The sequence below is a fragment of the Mycolicibacterium hodleri genome (genome assembly GCF_025822245.1).
Lineage (GTDB): Bacteria > Actinomycetota > Actinomycetes > Mycobacteriales > Mycobacteriaceae > Mycobacterium > Mycobacterium hodleri.
This window is the reverse complement of sequence record NZ_JACKTL010000028.1, coordinates 1-13,493: the sequence shown is the minus strand read 5'-3', so window position 1 is coordinate 13,493 and position 13,493 is coordinate 1. Positions and strand designations below refer to the sequence as shown.

Here is a 13,493-nt window from a genome sequence, read left to right as displayed (position 1 = left end):
GTGTGTGGTTGGCGTCGCACCTGTCAGCCTCTCCCGGAGGAGCGCTCATGACCGAAAGTTCCACCCCCACCCCGTCTGACGACGGTTCCCCGCGCCGTGGGTTCGGCGTCGACGTGGGCGGCAGCGGGGTCAAGGGCGGCATCGTCGACCTGGACACCGGTACGCTGATCGGCGAACGCTTCAAGCTCCCGACGCCTCAGCCGTCGACGCCGGACGCCGTGGCCAAGACCATCGCCCAGGTGGTCAAGGAGTTCGGCTGGGACGGCCCGCTCGGCGTGACCTACCCCGGCGTCGTCACCGGCGGCATCGTGCGCACGGCAGCCAACGTCGACAAGGGCTGGATCGGCACCAACGCCCAGGAGGTGATCGGCGCCGAACTGGGAGGCAGGCACGTCACCGTTCTCAACGACGCCGACGCGGCTGGACTGGCCGAGGAGAAGTTCGGCGCCGGCAAGGACAACACCGGCGTGATCGTCCTGCTGACGTTCGGCACCGGCATCGGTTCTGCGGTGATCCACAACGGAGTGCTCTTGCCCAACACCGAGTTCGGGCACCTCGAAGTCGGCGGCAAGGAGGCCGAGCATCGCGCCGCCTCGTCCGTCAAGGAAGCCAAGGAGTGGAGTTACGAGCGCTGGACCAAGGAGGTCACCAAGGTGCTCGTCGCCATCGAGAACGCCATCTGGCCGGACCTGTTCATTGCCGGCGGCGGCATCAGCCGCAAGGCCGACAAGTGGATTCCCATGCTGGAGAACAGGACTCCGGTCGTCGGCGCTGCCCTGCAGAACGAAGCCGGCATCGTCGGTGCCGCGATGGCGGCCGACGTCGCGGGGAGCTAGCCGCTAGCCGTCGACGAGGTCGCCGGCCCGGCTCGCCAGTTCCGAACGGGTACGAACGGCGAGTTTGCGGTACACGCTGCTGAGGTTGTGCTCGACGGTCTTGGGGCTTATGAACAACGCAGTCGCGATGTCCTTGTTGGTCTTGCCCGTCGCCGCCAGTCTGGCCACCCGCAACTCCGACGGGGTGAGCTCGGAGCGCGTGGCGCGCGGGGCGTCGGTCCGTTCCAGTTCGACGCCAACTCGCTTGGCCCACAATGGAATACCCAGATCGTGGAACGTGTCGAACGATTCGCGCAACATGGTGGCTGCGAGATTCTTCTTGCGCTGACGGCGCAACACCTGCCCGAGGAACAGCTGTGTGCGGGCCCGCTCGAACGGCATCGGCAGACGATCGTGCTGCACCAGCGCTCCGTGCAGCGTCTCCTCGGCGTCGGCCAGCTCCCCCGACGCCGCCTGCAGCATGCTTCGGCCGCGAGCACCCGAGACCAACAGCCACGGTCGATCCAATTCGCCACCGTGCAGTTCCAGTGCCTCGACCAGCGGCGCCGCCTCGTCAAGCCTGCCGAGGGCAACCAACGCCTCGACGGCGTCCGGCATGAAGGACGCGGGGAAGATGTCTCGCGTGCCGCCGTCCTGACGGCCAGTCAGCAACGGCTGCAACACGTTCAGAGCCTTCTCGTAGTTGCCCAGGGACACCTCGAGGAAGCCGAGTGCGATCAGGGGCCGAATCGTCAGGAACGGCGCCCCGCACTGATGCGCTCCGGCAATCGCCACTCGGGCGTCGTCGCGGACGACGCGTTCAAGGCCCATGTACGCCGACGCCACCGCGCGTTGCGTTCTGCCGACGACCACCGGGTAGCCGCCTCCGAGCTGCTCCCCCCGGCGCATGACGTCCTGGGCTACGTCGGATGCCACCGAGTAGCGACCCATCCAGGTGTAGACCATCGCCAGGTGATCCGAGACGAACACCAGATCGGCGTCCGACCCCATCTCGACGCAGCGCCGGCGAGCGGCGACCAGGCCGGCGAGCCCCGCTTCCAGGGCGCCCGTCCAGGACATCGTCACCGCGTCGACGACGCTGGCCCGGCAGGACGCCGCGACGTCGGGATCGGGCACTTCGAGGTCCAGTGCCCGGACCAGCGCCGGGCCGTTTCGCCGCAGGCCTCGGGCGCAGTCGAGCATCACCGTCAGCGACAGCGCCTGACTGATCAGCTTCCCGTCGCCGAGCTCTTCGGCGTGGGCGACGGCGGCTCTCGCCGCGAGCAGCGCGTCCTGCTGGTGACCGCTCATCGAGTGCGCCCTGGAGAGGAGCAACGTCGCCTCGACGAGCAGCGCGGGATCGTCGGCCGCGTGGGTGACGGCCCCGGCGAGCAACGGAAGCGCGCCCGGGTAGTCGTGTTCGGCCATCCTGGCCGCGCCGAGCAGATTGAGCGCAGCCGCACGCTCCGCTCCCGCCGCGAAGCCGTCGACCACCGGCTCGATCATCCGTCGGGCCCGACGTGTCTCGCCCGCCCGGAGGTGTTGTCCGGCCGCCCTGAGCCGACGGGTGGGGGTGTCGCCGCCGAGTCCGATGGCCAGTTCGTAGAGATCGGCCGCGGCAGTGGCAGCCCCCCGGCCGACGGCAGCGGCGGCGGCGGCGTCGAGGGCGGTCAGGGTCGCGGGTTCGGCGCTCGCGGCACCCAGCGCCATGTGGCGGGCCTTGAGTTCGGGGCGTTCCTCCACCGCCGCCAGGGCCCGGTGCATCCGACGGCGGCGGGCCGGACCGGCATGGGTGTAGATGCCGCGGGCCAGGAGCGGGTGTGCGAACACCACGCTGTTGCCGTCGATTCTGATGATGCCCTCGCGCTCGGGTGCCTCCAGCAGGTCGACGACGCGTTCGACGGGCAACGCGGTGGCCTCGGCGATGAGGTCGACCGTCGCGTCGCCGACCGAGCACGCGGCCAGCAGCATGTCCCCCACGAGGCCGTCGAAGTGTTGGGTGCGCAGCCGCACCAGCTCGGTGAGCGTGCTCGGCAGCACGGCCTCCCCGGTCGACGGACGACCGTCCACGCCGCGGGCCAATTCCAGCGCGTAGAAGGGGTTGCCGCCGGACACCTCGGCGATGCGCACCATCGTGGGCCGTGGAAATGCCTTGCCGAAGCGGTCCAGGATCATGGTGTGCAGGGCCTGCAGGCTCAGCGGGCCGACGCGGACCCGACGAACCGCTCCCGGGGTCTGCAAGTGAAGCCATTCCGCCGGGTCGGGTTCGCTGTCGTGCGCCCGGCCGGTCAGCAGCAGGCCGACGCGGCCGGTCAGCCGGCGTACGGCGAAGGCCAGGACCGCCTGACTCGACACGTCCAGCCACTGGACGTCGTCGATCGCCAGCAAGATCGGTTGACGGGTGGCCATGGCCGTGACGACCGCCGCCACCGCCGACCCCGTCACGCGCTGGTCGGTGGGCGGCCCTTCGGCGCCCGTCCGGAGCAGAACCCTGTCGACGGCCACGCGCTGAAGTTCCGGCAGACCGGCGAGCACCTCCGGCTCGACGTCCTGCAACAGGTCGGCCACCGCGGCGTAGGCCAGCACCGACTCCGCCTCGTCCGCCCGAGTCGACAACACCCGGAACCCGTGTTCGCGGGCCCGCTCCACACCGTCGAGCCACAGAGTGGTCTTCCCGATGCCCGGCTCCCCCGCGATCACCAGGGCGGACGGCGCCATGCCGGCGGAGCCAAGCAGGTCGTCGACCGCTTGGCGCTCTCCCGAGCGACTCACCGTTGCCACAGGCACTACCCCATCATTGCAGCTAGCAAAGGCAATTGCGCGGACTAGCGCGAATCGACGTGCGTCAACTGGTCGAGCTTCCGTCTCGTCACAACCGTTAACACGCTGTTCATCTGCGAAAAGACGCGCCGGCATCGACGATTCTGGCAATCGACTGTCCCGCTAGGCCAGCCGCCTCACACCGCTCGACGCCGCGCGCCCCGCCCGACGTCGGCGCGGCTCGCCGAACGTCCAATTCGCCGCTCGTAGCGGCACTTCCCCACTCTGTCGTTACAATGGTGAACGGCGGCCTCATCACGGATGGCGGCAGGTATCCGAGCAGATAACAAACGCCATCAACAGACAGTCGACGTTTTACGGTGGCGCACGCCCACGCTACCGAGTATCGCAAGACCGAAGGGGTGCACGTGGCAGCGACGAAGGTAAGCCCGGCGATCGAGGAGCCGGTGAAGCGCACCGTCACCAAGGCTCCCGCCAAGAAGGCCGCGGCGGCGAAGGCTGCCAGCGGCACCGCGCCCGCCAAGCGGGCCGCGAAGGCGCCGGCCAAGAAGGCGGCGGGCCCGCGAGCGAAGAAGGCCGCCGACGGTGACGAGGTCTCGTCGAGCGACGTCCTCGACGCAGGCGACGATCTCGAAGCCGAACCGGACGAGGACCTCGAGGCCGACGTAGAACTCGAGGATCTCGAAGTCGTCGAGGTCGACGACGTCGTCGTGGAGGGTGCGGCCGTCGTCGACCCGAAGGCCGTCAAGGACGGCGCGGACGACGCCGCCGGTGACGACGACATCTCCGAGCCGTCCGAAAAGGACAAGGCCTCCGGCGATTTCGTGTGGGACGAAGAGGAGTCCGAGGCGCTGCGGCAAGCCCGCAAGGACGCGGAACTCACCGCGTCCGCGGACTCGGTCCGAGCGTACCTGAAGCAGATCGGCAAGGTCGCGCTGCTCAACGCCGAGGAAGAAGTCGAGCTGGCCAAGCGCATCGAGGCCGGTCTGTACTGCACCCAGAAGATGACCGAGTTCGCGGAGGCTGGCGAGAAGCTCACCACCGCGCAGCGACGCGACTATCTCTGGATCTGCCGCGACGGCGACAAGGCGAAGAACCACCTGCTGGAGGCCAACCTGCGCCTCGTCGTCTCGTTGGCCAAGCGCTACACCGGCCGCGGCATGGCGTTCCTGGACCTGATCCAGGAGGGCAACCTGGGCCTGATCCGCGCCGTCGAGAAGTTCGACTACACCAAGGGCTACAAGTTCTCCACCTACGCAACGTGGTGGATTCGGCAGGCCATCACCCGCGCCATGGCCGACCAGGCCCGCACCATTCGCATCCCGGTGCACATGGTCGAGGTCATCAACAAGCTCGGCCGCATCCAGCGCGAGCTGCTGCAGGACCTGGGCCGCGAGCCCACGCCCGAAGAGCTCGCCAAGGAAATGGACATCACGCCGGAGAAGGTGCTGGAGATCCAGCAGTACGCGCGTGAGCCGATCTCCCTGGACCAGACCATCGGCGACGAGGGCGACAGCCAGCTCGGCGACTTCATCGAGGACTCCGAGGCCGTGGTGGCCGTGGACGCGGTGTCCTTCACCCTCCTGCAGGATCAGCTGCAGTCGGTGCTGGAGACGCTCTCCGAGCGCGAGGCGGGCGTGGTCCGGCTGCGGTTCGGCCTCACCGACGGTCAGCCCCGCACGCTCGACGAGATCGGCCAGGTCTACGGCGTCACGCGCGAGCGGATCCGCCAGATCGAGAGCAAGACCATGTCGAAGCTGCGCCACCCGAGCCGTTCTCAGGTGCTGCGCGACTACCTCGACTAGTCGCAGCCGGGCCGGTGCCGTCGTGACGCCCGACCGCGTCAACGTGTCGTCGGGTTCTGCCTTCGAGACCGAAGTGGGGTACTCGCGCGCCGTCAGGGTTGGTCCACTCGTCGTCGTCGCGGGAACCACCGCGCCGGGGCCTGACGCCTCCTCTCAGGCCCGAGAGATCCTTCGGCGCATCGAGATTGCCCTCGGCAAGGTTGGCGCGTCCCTGGGCGACGTGATCCGTACCCGCATGTTCGTCACCGACATCGCGGCGTGGCGCGACGTCGGCGCGGTTCACGCGGAGGTCTTCGGCAACGTGGCGCCCGTGGCGACGATGGTCGAGGTGTCGGCGCTCATCGCCGCCGATCTGCTCGTCGAGATCGAGGTCGACGCCTACGTGTCGGAGTGAGCCCACTCGGCGAATCGGCCGTCGGCATCCGGCACGTACGCAGTGACACTCGTCACAGCTGCGGTCGGCAGCGGCCCGTACAAATGCGGAAAGGTCATCGAGTCGGGATCGGTTGCCACGCCGGGTTCCCACCGCACCGGGTCGCCAAGGAGCCGTGGGTCGACGCGCAGCACGACCATGTCGCGCCGGCCTGCATACAGCCGGTTGGCAGGGAGATGCACCTGTTCGGGCGCCGAAAGATGCACGAAGCCTTGGTCGTCCAGTGACGGGGGCCGTCGCTCGCCTTTTGCCGTCGCGGCATCCCACTCCTCGGCGGTACACAAGTGGAGCAGTTCGCGCGGCGACGGGATCATGCAGCCAGTGTGCCCGTCGGAAACGTTCGACGCGTGAGACACGACACACCGGTTAACGACCGGGGAACAAGGCCGGAAGTGAAAACGTCTGACAGAGTGGAAGAAAGCACGTAGCAGATATGGAGGAGGCGCCATGAACGCAACTCTGACCAGCCCTGAGCTGACTCGGGCTGATCGCTGCGACCGATGCGGCGCCGCCGCCCGAGTCGTCGCGAAACTGCCGTCGGGTGCCGTCCTGTTGTTTTGCCAGCATCACGCCAACGAGCACGAGGCCAAATTGGTCGAGCTCGCCGCCGTGCTGGAGACCAGCAAGGTCGATTCGTAATCATTCATTAAGCCGCCACTGCGCGCACGAAGCGTCGCAGTCGTGAATGCTGGTGTGGTCATGAACGACGAGCACACGCCGGCCAAGCCGTCCCGACGCCATGCCTGGCCCGTATTGAAGCGCACCCTCGGCAAGAGTTGGGACGACTCGATCTTCTCGGAGTCGGCAGCGGCGGCGTTCTGGAGCGCGCTGTCGCTGCCCCCACTGCTCCTCGGGATGCTGGGCAGCTTGGCGTACATCGCGCCGCTGTTCGGTCCGAGCACTCTGCAGACCATCGAAGACCGGCTCGTCAGCACCGCGGGAAACCTGTTCTCCAGCAACGTGGTCAACGAGATCATCGCGCCGACGGTGTCCGACATCGTGGCGGGGGCACGCGGCGAGGTGGTGTCGCTCGGCTTCGTGATCTCGTTGTGGGCCGGGTCCTCGGCGGTGTCGGCCTTCGTCGACGCCGTCGTCGAGGCGCACGATCAAACCGAGCTGCGCCACCCCGTGCGTCAGCGCTTCTACGCCCTCGGCCTGTACGTGATCGGGTTGGTGTTCATCATCGCCACGGCGCCGCTACTGGCGATCGGGCCCATGAAGATCGCCGAGCACATTCCGGAGAACTGGCAGTACTTCCTGAGCTACGGGTACTACCCCGTGCTCTTCGTCGCCCTGGTGATCGCGATCACCATCCTCTACCGGGTGGCCCTGCCCCGACCTCTGCCCTCACACCGACTGGTCTACGGCGCGATGCTTGCGGCCATCGTGTTCCTGGTGGCCACACTGGGATTGCGGATCTACCTGACCTGGATCACTGCCACGGGCTACACCTACGGCGCCCTGGCGACGCCGATCGCCTTCCTGCTGTTCGCGTTCTTCCTTGGCTTCGCCATCATGATGGGCGCCGAACTCAACGCGGCGATCCAGGAGGAGTGGCCCGCCCCCGACACCCACGCCCAGCGACTCATGGGGTGGCTGGAGGAGAAGGCCGACGAGCGCAACGGGGAGCGCTCGGGAACTACTTCTTGAGCTGCTCGTAGATCCGCTTGCAGTCCGCACAGACCGGTGAACCGGGCTTGGCCGACTTGGTCACCGGAAACACCTCGCCGCACAGGGCGACGACATGGGTTCCCTCGACGGCACTCTGGACGATCTTGTCCTTCTTGACGTAGTGAAAGACCTTGGGAGTGTCGTCATCCGTGCCGTCGTCGACGCGTTCGTCGGTGTCGGGGCGCTCGATGGTCTGGGTGTCCATGCATACATTGTGCCCGCGAAGCGATCTGTAAGAAACCGGACCGATTGATGACGCCCGAAGTGTGGAACAGTGGAGACATGAAACAAGGCCCAGAGCTGAGTTTCGACGACGATGGTCGACCGGTTCTCATCACGCGCGCGGCGCAGCCCTATGAAGAGCAGCACCGCGAGAGGGTACGCAAGTACCTCAAGATCATGTCGTGGCGAGTGCCGGCACTCCTTGGCGCCGCGCTCGCATACGGAATGTGGCACAACGGTTTGATCTCGCTGGCCATCCTGGTGGCGTCGATACCGCTGCCGTGGATCGCTGTGCTGATCGCCAACGACCGGCCTCCCCGCAAGGCCGAAGAACCCCGGCGCTACCAGGACAAGGGGCGCATTCCGCTGTTCCCCACCGCGGAGCGCCCGGCGCTGCAGGCTCGCACCAGACCCACGTCGCAACCCGACGCAGCGGAATGGCAGCACGACGTTCCCTGATGTGAGATTTCTCAGGAGAATCTCAGGTCGTCGGCCAATAACTGCAGGTCAGAAGGTGTGAAACCGGAGCCTCTCGGGAACTCTTGGAGCGATACGAGCGTTGTAGCTCATGACAGTTCCAGCAGAGCAGGAGGCCGTAATGGCAAACGCCACCGCAAGCCGCATCGATTCCGATCTGGACTCCCAGAGCCCAGCCGCGGACCTGGTGCGGGTGTATTTGAACGGCATCGGCAAAACTGCCTTGCTCAACGCGGCAGACGAGGTCGAACTCGCCAAGCGCATCGAAGCTGGTCTCTACGCGCGTCATCTGCTCGAGACCAAGAAGCGCCTCGGTGAGAACCGCAAACGCGAACTTGCGGCAGTGGTGCGTGACGGCGAGGCGGCGCGTCGCCACCTCCTCGAGGCCAACCTGCGACTGGTGGTGTCGCTCGCGAAGCGCTACACCGGCCGTGGCATGCCGTTGCTCGATCTCATCCAAGAGGGCAACCTCGGACTCATCCGCGCAATGGAGAAGTTCGACTACGCCAAGGGATTCAAGTTCTCGACCTACGCGACGTGGTGGATCCGCCAGGCCATCACGCGTGGCATGGCTGACCAGAGCCGGACCATCCGGCTCCCCGTGCACCTCGTCGAGCAGGTCAACAAGCTCGCCAGGATCAAGCGCGAGATGCACCAGAACCTCGGCCGCGACGCCAGCGACGAGGAACTCGCCGAGGAGTCGGGCATTCCGGCGGAGAAGATCGCCGATCTGCTGTCGCACAGCCGGGATCCGGTGAGCCTGGACATGCCGGTCGGCAGCGACGAGGAGGCACCGCTGGGTGACTTCATCGAGGACGCGGAGGCGATGTCTGCGGAGAACGCCGTCATCTCCGAGCTGCTGCACACCGACATCAGGCACGTGCTGGCCACGCTCGACGAGCGGGAGCAGCAAGTGATTCGGCTGCGGTTCGGCTTGGACGACGGGCAGCCGCGCACCCTCGACCAGATCGGCAAGTTGTTCGGGCTCTCCCGCGAGCGGGTCCGCCAGATCGAGCGTGAGGTCATGGCCAAGCTGCGCCACGGCGAGCGCGCCGAGCGCTTGCGCTCCTACGCCAGCTAGACCCCGTCTCGTCGACCTCGACGCGATGCCCGCCGCACCCGCGGCGGGCATCGTGTCGTTTCACTCGGGTTCCCGGCCATGCTGCATCCCAGTTCAGGCGCCATCACCGGTAGACTCGTCTTGCAACGGAGGGCTGCGAATGAACGATCTGATCGATACCACCGAGATGTACCTGCGGACCATCTACGACCTCGAGGAAGAGGGCGTGGTGCCGCTGCGTGCCCGCATCGCCGAACGCCTTGAGCAGAGCGGTCCCACCGTGAGCCAGACGGTCTCGCGCATGGAGCGCGACGGCCTGCTCCACGTGGCGGGCGACCGGCACCTGGAACTCACCGACAAGGGCCGCGCGCTGGCCGTTTCGGTGATGCGCAAGCATCGCCTGGCGGAGCGCTTGCTGGTCGACGTGATCGGCCTGCCGTGGGAAGAAGTGCACGCCGAGGCGTGCCGCTGGGAGCACGTCATGAGCGAGGACGTCGAACGCCGCCTCGTCCAGGTGTTGGACAACCCCACCACGTCTCCGTTCGGCAATCCGATTCCAGGACTCTCCGAGCTCGGGGTCACGATGACCGATGCCGACGACGTCAGCCTGGTGCGGCTCACCGAACTGCCGACGGGGTTCCCCGTCGCGGTCCGCGTCCGGCAGCTCACCGAACACGTCCAGGGTGACGTCGAGTTGATCGCCCGGCTCAAGGACGCCGGCGTGGTGCCCGACGCCAGGGTCACCGTGCAGGTCAGCGATCAGGGCAGCGTCCTGATCGTGATTCCCGGCCACGAGCAGGTCGAATTGCCCCACCACATGGCTCACGCGGTCCGGGTGGAGAAGGTCTAACCCGCCCGCTTGCCCACGCCTTGGCGCGGGGGCAAGCGCACCCCCAGCCGTTTGGCCAAGCGGTAGCCCGTCTGCGCGAGTTCCCGGATCTGTTCGGGTCGCATGCCGGACTGCAACGCCTGATCCAGCATGACCGCCATGCGGTGGCCGCCGTCGCAGCGCAGGGCCGCTTCCAGCGAGACGCCCGCCAGCGGGCCGTCACCCCGCGCGTATGCCGAAAAGGCAAGCAGCACGAGCGCTTCCACCCGCCACGGGTCGGGCAGCATCCGTGCCAACATCGCCCACAACGCCTCGGCCCGATCGGCCTCCCGTCCCACGGCAAGCGCGTACAGCGTGTCGCGGACGCGGGTGTCGGCGATGGCACACCCCACCGCCGCGAGGTCGTCGTCCTCGGGGACCAGCCCCTCGGAGAGCCCGCGCGCCACGGCCAGCGCATGTTCGACGTCGCGGCGGGCGTCGACGTCGGGCCGCAACTCACCGTCGTGCTCCGCGCGCAGCATCGCCATCCGCAGACCCTCGGCGCGCACGGGGTCGACCGCCACGACCGCCTGCAACTCGGTGCGCCGGGTGTAGAGGCGACGCCCGTCCAGCACCGCGGCCGCAGCCGTCGGCGAGCACATCGGGTCGTCGACCAGTCCGGAACCGGGCGCGCCGTCGGCGCGGTGCCACCGCCCGTCTGCCTCCAGCCGATCCACGACGTAGGTGGCGAGCAGTTCGACTCCCCGATCCCCCAGCTCCTCGTCGAGCACGTCGGACAGCAGACGATGTTCGTCGAGACACATCCGGCAGGCGGCACCGTCGTCGTCGACGATCACGGCCACGGCAGCACCGGGTCCGTTGGTGGCGGCGACGTCGGCCACGTGCGCGACCACGTCGTCGAACTCGGCCGACAGGTCGACGCGCATCACGCAACCCAACTCGTCGTCCTCGAAGGTCACCAGCACCAGGGACAGTTCCGGCACGAAGCCGAGAAGGGCCGGGATCGCGGCAAGCAACGCGCCGGGTCGGGTCGGATGGAAGTCGGAAGCTCTGAAAGTCGTCATGGGCACAACGTCGCAGCACCCACCCACGCCGCCGGCCGCCGCGACGTGGTGGTGCGGGCGCGTTGTGGATGAACTGCCATCTGGGGATGACCGGCAGTGTTCACCCGCTGTTGACGTCCTCGCCATGAAAGATGACGCCGGGCGGCGTACACCTGTTGCCCATGGGTTCCATGCAGGAATACGACCTCGTCGTCATCGGCTCTGGCCCCGGCGGGCAGAAGGCGGCCATCGCCGCGGCCAAGCTGGGCAAGAGCGTCGCCGTGATCGAACGCGGTCTGATGCTCGGCGGCGTGTGCGTCAACACCGGCACCATCCCGTCCAAGACACTCCGTGAGGCGGTCGTGTATCTCACCGGCATGAGCCAGCGCGAGCTCTACGGGGCGAGCTACCGGGTCAAGGAGAAGATCACCCCCGCCGACCTGCTGGCCCGCACCCAGCACGTCATCGGCCGGGAGATCGACGTCGTCCGCTCGCAGTTGATGCGCAACCGGGTGGAGCTCTACGTCGGGCACGCCCGCTTCGTCGACGCCCACACCGTCCAGGTCGAAGATCCCGGCCGGGCCGAGAGCATCTCCGTGTCGGGCCACAACATCGTGATCGCCACCGGTACCAAGCCGCTGCGGCCGTCGGGGGTCGAGTTCGACGACTCCCGCGTGCTGGACTCCGACGGAATCCTGGATCTCAAGACCATCCCGACGTCGATGGTGGTCGTCGGCGCCGGGGTGATCGGCATCGAGTACGCGTCGATGTTCGCAGCGCTCGGCACCAAGGTCACCGTCGTGGAGAAACGGCCCACCATGCTGGACTTCTGCGACCCCGAAATCGTCGAGGCCCTACGCTTTCACCTGCGCGACCTCGCCGTCACCTTCCGCTTCGGCGAGGAGGTCACCGGGGTGGACGTCGGCTCGACGGGCACCGTCACCACCCTCGCCAGCGGCAAGCAGATCCCGGCGGAGACCGTCATGTACTCCGCCGGCCGGCAGGGCCAGACCGAGAACCTCGACCTGCAGGCCGCCGGGCTGGAGGCCGACGCCCGCGGCCGGATCTTCGTCGACGACGACTACCAGACCAAGGTCGACCACATCTACGCCGTCGGTGACGTCATCGGGTTCCCCGCGCTGGCCGCGACGTCGATGGACCAGGGCAGGCTGGCGGCGTACCACGCGTTCGGCGAGCCCTGCAAGGGCATGACGGAGCTTCAGCCGATCGGCATCTACTCCATCCCGGAAGTGTCCTACGTCGGCGCCAGCGAGGTCGACCTGACCAAGGACTCGATCCCCTACGAGGTCGGCGTGTCCCGCTACCGTGAGCTGGCCCGCGGCCAAATCGCCGGTGACTCCTACGGCATGCTCAAACTGCTCGTGTCCACCGAGGACTTGAAGCTTCTCGGCGTCCACATCTTCGGCACCAACGCCACCGAGATGGTGCACATCGGCCAAGCGGTGATGGGCTGCGGCGGCACGGTCGAATACCTGGTCGACGCGGTGTTCAACTACCCGACGTTCTCCGAGGCCTACAAGGTGGCGGCACTCGACGTGATGAACAAGCTGCGCGCGCTGAGCCAGTTCAGGGCCTGATCAGCAGTCGTCTTCGAAGGCTGACGGGGCGTCGTCGGCCGGTCCACCGGCCTCGGCCCTCGCGAGCAGCTCGACGACCGCGGCGCCGAAGGGGGGCGTGTAGGAGACGGTCTCGTCGCATCCGCCTCCGTCGAGACCCCCGGTGACGCCGACCACCGTGGTGCCCGCCAGCCACGGCGATCCGCTGGTGCCGTCGACCAGCCCGGCACAACGAATCTCGGGGTAGCCGCGGTCCATGGTGACGCGGGCCGTGCACCCGACCGGTGCTCCCCCGACGCCCAACCCGTAGCCCGTCACCGCGACGTCGGTTCCCGGCTGGGGCCCGGACCCGATCGTCAAACCCGACGACGCTCTCCACCGACCCGTCGCCCTGACGACTCACCCGTGCCACGGCGAAGTCGGCGAGCGGATCCTGCGTCGCCACCCAACGAGGGTCCAGATACACCTCGTCGACGTGCCAAAACTCTTGCGGTGTGGCACTTTCGGCGAACGCAGGGACGAACCATCCCTCGACGCCGGCGGCCAGGCAATGCGCCGCGGTCAAGATGAGGTCGGCCGTCGTGGAATGCACCACCGACGCCGAGCACGTGTGCAGCGACTGCCCACCCAGGAAGATCGCGCCGACACGCGGGTTGGGCACCGAGGGCATGCGTCGACCTGGCCGACGACGCTCTCCACCGACCCGTCGCCCTGACGACTCACCCGTGCCACGGCGAAGTCGGCGAGCGGATCCTGCGTCGCCACCCAACGAGGGTCCAG

At 67.7% G+C, this 13,493-nt stretch carries 14 protein-coding genes and 1 pseudogene; 9 read left to right on the top strand and 6 right to left on the bottom strand.

The features are described from left to right. Positions 1-47 precede the first annotated feature (47 nt). Positions 48-836, top strand: a complete 789-nt coding sequence (gene ppgK, locus H7J06_RS11400) for a polyphosphate--glucose phosphotransferase (protein WP_264038954.1) — start codon at positions 48-50, stop codon at positions 834-836. A gap of 3 nt (positions 837-839) precedes the next feature. Here the strand turns inward: ppgK and H7J06_RS11395 are convergent, their stop codons facing one another. After that, positions 840-3,587 carry an AAA family ATPase gene (locus tag H7J06_RS11395; RefSeq protein WP_264038953.1) on the bottom strand — a complete coding sequence of 916 codons (2,748 nt, stop codon included), beginning with the start codon at positions 3,585-3,587 and terminating at the stop codon, positions 840-842. A gap of 416 nt (positions 3,588-4,003) precedes the next feature. On the opposite strand from H7J06_RS11395, the gene H7J06_RS11390 reads away from it, so the two are divergent. Next, positions 4,004-5,401 carry an RNA polymerase sigma factor gene (locus H7J06_RS11390; RefSeq protein ID WP_264038952.1) on the top strand — a complete coding sequence of 466 codons (1,398 nt, stop codon included), beginning with the start codon at positions 4,004-4,006 and terminating at the stop codon, positions 5,399-5,401. A 22-nt stretch (positions 5,402-5,423) separates the two neighbouring features. Beyond that, complete coding sequence (locus H7J06_RS11385; RefSeq protein ID WP_264038951.1) at positions 5,424-5,795, top strand: RidA family protein; 372 nt, start codon at positions 5,424-5,426, stop codon at positions 5,793-5,795. Here the strand turns inward: H7J06_RS11385 and H7J06_RS11380 are convergent. Continuing rightward, positions 5,780-6,148: a DUF952 domain-containing protein gene (locus H7J06_RS11380; protein ID WP_264038950.1), complete on the bottom strand. Its 369-nt coding sequence runs from the start codon at positions 6,146-6,148 to the stop codon at positions 5,780-5,782. The genes H7J06_RS11385 and H7J06_RS11380 overlap by 16 nt on opposite strands. 133 nt (positions 6,149-6,281) lie before the next feature. On the opposite strand from H7J06_RS11380, the gene H7J06_RS11375 reads away from it, so the two are divergent. Both H7J06_RS11375 and H7J06_RS11370 read left to right on the top strand, forming a co-directional pair. Beyond that, positions 6,282-6,473, top strand: a complete 192-nt coding sequence (locus tag H7J06_RS11375; RefSeq protein ID WP_056548606.1) for a DUF7455 domain-containing protein — start codon at positions 6,282-6,284, stop codon at positions 6,471-6,473. A gap of 60 nt (positions 6,474-6,533) precedes the next feature. Then, positions 6,534-7,484: a YihY/virulence factor BrkB family protein gene (locus H7J06_RS11370; protein ID WP_264038948.1), complete on the top strand. Its 951-nt coding sequence runs from the start codon at positions 6,534-6,536 to the stop codon at positions 7,482-7,484. Here H7J06_RS11370 and H7J06_RS11365 read toward each other — a convergent pair. After that, on the bottom strand, positions 7,474-7,710 hold the full coding sequence (locus tag H7J06_RS11365; protein WP_056548608.1) for a DUF3039 domain-containing protein: 237 nt from the start codon (positions 7,708-7,710) through the stop codon (positions 7,474-7,476). The genes H7J06_RS11370 and H7J06_RS11365 overlap by 11 nt on opposite strands. Positions 7,711-7,787: 77 nt before the next feature. Between H7J06_RS11365 and H7J06_RS11360 the strand changes: the two genes are divergently transcribed. From H7J06_RS11360 to H7J06_RS11350, 3 genes are all read left to right on the top strand, one after another. Further along, positions 7,788-8,186, top strand: coding sequence for a DUF3099 domain-containing protein (locus H7J06_RS11360; protein WP_264038947.1), 399 nt, complete (start codon positions 7,788-7,790; stop codon positions 8,184-8,186). A gap of 109 nt (positions 8,187-8,295) precedes the next feature. Next, positions 8,296-9,285, top strand: coding sequence for a sigma-70 family RNA polymerase sigma factor (locus H7J06_RS11355; RefSeq protein ID WP_264038946.1), 990 nt, complete (start codon positions 8,296-8,298; stop codon positions 9,283-9,285). 139 nt (positions 9,286-9,424) lie between these two features. After that, entirely contained in the window at positions 9,425-10,114 is a 690-nt protein-coding gene (locus H7J06_RS11350; protein ID WP_264038945.1) for an iron-dependent transcriptional repressor DtxR, read from the top strand. Here H7J06_RS11350 and H7J06_RS11345 read toward each other — a convergent pair. Continuing rightward, positions 10,111-11,157 (bottom strand): DUF4192 domain-containing protein, encoded by a 1,047-nt coding sequence (locus H7J06_RS11345; protein ID WP_264038944.1) that lies wholly within the window; start codon positions 11,155-11,157, stop codon positions 10,111-10,113. The two genes, H7J06_RS11350 and H7J06_RS11345, sit on opposite strands and share 4 nt — an antisense overlap. Positions 11,158-11,327: 170 nt before the next feature. Between H7J06_RS11345 and sthA the strand changes: the two genes are divergently transcribed. Beyond that, entirely contained in the window at positions 11,328-12,734 is a 1,407-nt protein-coding gene (gene sthA / locus H7J06_RS11340) for a Si-specific NAD(P)(+) transhydrogenase (protein WP_264039012.1), read from the top strand. Here the strand turns inward: sthA and H7J06_RS11335 are convergent, their stop codons facing one another. Together H7J06_RS11335 and H7J06_RS32615 are read right to left on the bottom strand one after the other, a co-directional pair. Then, on the bottom strand, positions 12,735-13,073 hold the full coding sequence (locus H7J06_RS11335; protein WP_264038943.1) for a hypothetical protein: 339 nt from the start codon (positions 13,071-13,073) through the stop codon (positions 12,735-12,737). A gap of 91 nt (positions 13,074-13,164) precedes the next feature. Beyond that, positions 13,165-13,383: pseudogene (locus tag H7J06_RS32615) on the bottom strand (serine protease); the annotation flags it as partial. Between the last annotated feature and the right edge of the window lie 110 nt (positions 13,384-13,493).

Bases quoted from the DNA above. Each gene is read 5' to 3' on its own strand.
- ppgK (WP_264038954.1), top strand. From the start codon at position 48: ATGACCGAAAGTTCCACCCCCACCCCGTCTGACGACGGTTCCCCGCGC.
- H7J06_RS11380 (WP_264038950.1), bottom strand. From the start codon at position 6,148: ATGATCCCGTCGCCGCGCGAACTGCTCCACTTGTGTACCGCCGAGGAG.
- H7J06_RS11375 (WP_056548606.1), top strand. From the start codon at position 6,282: ATGAACGCAACTCTGACCAGCCCTGAGCTGACTCGGGCTGATCGCTGC.
- H7J06_RS11370 (WP_264038948.1), top strand. From the start codon at position 6,534: ATGAACGACGAGCACACGCCGGCCAAGCCGTCCCGACGCCATGCCTGG.
- H7J06_RS11365 (WP_056548608.1), bottom strand. From the start codon at position 7,710: ATGGACACCCAGACCATCGAGCGCCCCGACACCGACGAACGCGTCGAC.
- H7J06_RS11360 (WP_264038947.1), top strand. From the start codon at position 7,788: ATGAAACAAGGCCCAGAGCTGAGTTTCGACGACGATGGTCGACCGGTT.
- H7J06_RS11355 (WP_264038946.1), top strand. From the start codon at position 8,296: ATGACAGTTCCAGCAGAGCAGGAGGCCGTAATGGCAAACGCCACCGCA.
- H7J06_RS11350 (WP_264038945.1), top strand. From the start codon at position 9,425: ATGAACGATCTGATCGATACCACCGAGATGTACCTGCGGACCATCTAC.
- H7J06_RS11345 (WP_264038944.1), bottom strand. From the start codon at position 11,157: ATGACGACTTTCAGAGCTTCCGACTTCCATCCGACCCGACCCGGCGCG.
- sthA (WP_264039012.1), top strand. From the start codon at position 11,328: ATGCAGGAATACGACCTCGTCGTCATCGGCTCTGGCCCCGGCGGGCAG.